Source organism: Aeromonas piscicola (assembly GCF_000820005.1).
GTDB lineage: Bacteria > Pseudomonadota > Gammaproteobacteria > Enterobacterales > Aeromonadaceae > Aeromonas > Aeromonas piscicola.
This window is the reverse complement of the sequence record NZ_CDBL01000053.1, coordinates 4982-7554: the sequence shown is the minus strand read 5'-3', so window position 1 is coordinate 7554 and position 2573 is coordinate 4982. Positions and strand designations below refer to the sequence as shown.

Sequence of the window (2573 nt, the reverse complement as noted above, 5' to 3'; positions counted from 1 at the left end):
ATACGGCGCGCCGTATTGGCAAGAGCCGCAGCGCGGTCAGCACGGCGATCGCGGCACTGGAAGTTGAGCTTGGCGTCGAACTTTTTGAACGAGGTGCCAACCAGAGCCGATTGACCGAGATCGGCGAGCTGGTGCTGGATGACTGCAAGCGGCTGTTGCAAGCGGCCAACAGCCTCAAACTCAAATGCGAACACTATGCCTCCGGTGCCGAGGTAGCGCTGCGGGTGGCGCGGGATGATGCCATCCCCGAACTGGTCTGGCGCGACCTGCTGGGCGCGCTGCGCCGCCAGTTTCCAGGCACCAGTATCTCGCTGGTGCTGGCCTCGCCCCCCGAGCTGCCCGCCTTGGTGGAGGAGGGGTTTGTCGATGCCGCCTTCGGCCTCATCACCGAGGAGCAGGAGCGCAGCGGCCTCAACATAGATGTGCTCAATCCGATCCGCACCCTGATGGTGGTGGCACCGAGCCACCCGCTGGCCAGCCTGACGCGGGTGTTGCAGCAGGACTTGACCGGTCATACCCAGGTCACCCTTTCCTACGTGGATGAATTTTCGGTCAAGAGCCTGCTCCCCATCGGCGGCCAGCACATAGGCCTCTCCAGCTTCGAGCTGATGCGGGATGCGGTGCTGGACGGGTTGGGCTGGGCTGTGCTCCCTTCCCCCTTGATCCAGAGTCAGCTGCGCCAGGGTGAACTGCTGACCCTGAAACACAAATTCAGCCTGCAATGGCGCGATTATGGCGTCTATCTGTCGGAAAACGCCTATCATGGCAAGGTATTGGCGTGGCTAAAGAAGGCGATCCAAGCCTATCTGGAGCCTTTTGAATAAGCAGGCAAATCGGGCATCTCGGGGCCCGTTGACGAGGGGCTGAACGCAGTGGCTTCTTGTGATCCATCGCTGTCTGATGGTACATACTGTCAATACACTCATGCAGCGCCTGGAGGCGTGAACGATATGAGCAGTGCCCAAGACAAGGATGAGCTCTGGCTGGATGACGACATCATAGAGCTGGACGATGATGAGCTCGTGGTGACCAAGGCGATCAATCCATGGCAGGTATTGATCGTGGACGATGAACCGGATATTCATCATGCAACCCGGCTGGCACTTTCCAACATTCAGTACAAATCCCGCCCACTCGAACTCCTCAACGCCTACAGTGGTGCCGAAGCTGCCCGTATGCTGCTGGCCAACCCGCGCATCGCCCTGATCCTGCTGGATGTGGTGATGGAGACGGAGGATGCGGGTCTGCGACTGGTGCACCAGATCCGCAACGAGATGCACAACAGCCTGGTGCGGATCGTGCTGCGCACCGGCCAGCCCGGTCAGGCCCCGGAGCAGCGGGTGATCCTCGATTACGATATCAACGACTACAAGACCAAGACGGAACTGACGGTACAAAAGCTCTACACCACCGTCATCGCCTCGTTGCGCTCCTACGAAACCCTCAGCGCCATCGACAAGAGCCGGCAGGGGCTCGGCAAGATACTGGAGGGAGCAGGGGATCTCTACCACCTTCATTCGCTTCGGGAATTTGCCTCCGGTGTGCTCAAGCAGATCAGCGCCATCTTGGATGTGGGCACAGAGGGGGCCATTTGTGCCGAACGACGCCCAGGTGAACTGGAGCTGGAGATCCTGGCTGCTACTGGCGAGTACGAATGTTTGCTGAATAACGAAGTAACGCTGAGGCATTACCCTGAGCTCAACAACTCGGTGATGAATGCCCTCGCAAACCGCAGCAACCGGTTTGAGCATCCGCAGGACTCGCTCTATATCGCCGCCCAGAATGGTCGGGAGTTCGTGTTGAGCTTCACTCCGACCCAGCCCCTCGATCCCCTCGAGTGCGATCTGCTGGACGTCTTCTGTCAGCGGATCTCGGCGGCATACGACAATCTCTACCTCTACAACCAGCTGCTGCGCGCCCAGGAGGCGACCGTGGTGGCGCTGGCCGCGCTGGCGGAGTTTCGCGACTCGGATACCGGTGAGCACGTGCTGCGGGTGCAGAAGCTGTCCGATGCCATAGTGGCCGAGATGCGGCTGGCGGGGGCCTATCCCGATGAGCTGACGCCTGGCTTTGTCGACATGATCGGCATGGCCAGCATACTGCACGATGTCGGTAAGGTCGGCACCCCTGATCACATACTGCACAAGCCGGGGCGGTTCGAGCCGGATGAGCGGCTCATCATGGAGCAGCATGCGGGCATAGGCGCCAACATTCTCTACAAGGCGGGCGAGATGGTCGAGGGCACCAGCTATCTTTCGCTGGGGGCCGAGATTGCCCGTGGACATCACGAGCATTTCGATGGCAAGGGCTACCCTGAGCAGCTGGCGGGGGAGGCGATCCCGCTGTCGGCCCGCATAGTGGCTGTGGTCGATGTGTTCGATGCTTTGCTCAGCAAGCGTCCCTACAAGGAGCCCTGGTCGCTGGCTCAGACCATGGAATACATACAGTCTCGCTCGGGCAGCCAGTTCGATCCCCTGGTAGTGCAGGCGCTCAATCGGCTGGTGACACAGTCGCGCCTGCCTTACGAGGTATAAATGCGTCAGTCTGAGCGTAAAAAGGGGCCATCAGGCCCC

2 protein-coding genes are annotated in these 2573 nt (G+C 60.2%); both read left to right on the top strand.

From position 1 onward, the window contains the following. A partial coding sequence (locus BN1128_RS13010) for a LysR family transcriptional regulator (RefSeq protein ID WP_052445520.1) occupies nt 1-824 on the top strand: 824 nt, incomplete at its 5' end. 126 nt (nt 825-950) lie between these two features. Then, a complete protein-coding gene (locus tag BN1128_RS13005; RefSeq protein ID WP_042869412.1) occupies nt 951-2534 on the top strand; it encodes a DUF3369 domain-containing protein in 1584 nt (527 codons plus the stop codon). Nucleotides 2535-2573 lie beyond the last annotated feature (39 nt).

Bases quoted from the DNA above. Each gene is read 5' to 3' on its own strand.
- BN1128_RS13005 (WP_042869412.1), top strand. From the start codon at position 951: ATGAGCAGTGCCCAAGACAAGGATGAGCTCTGGCTGGATGACGACATC.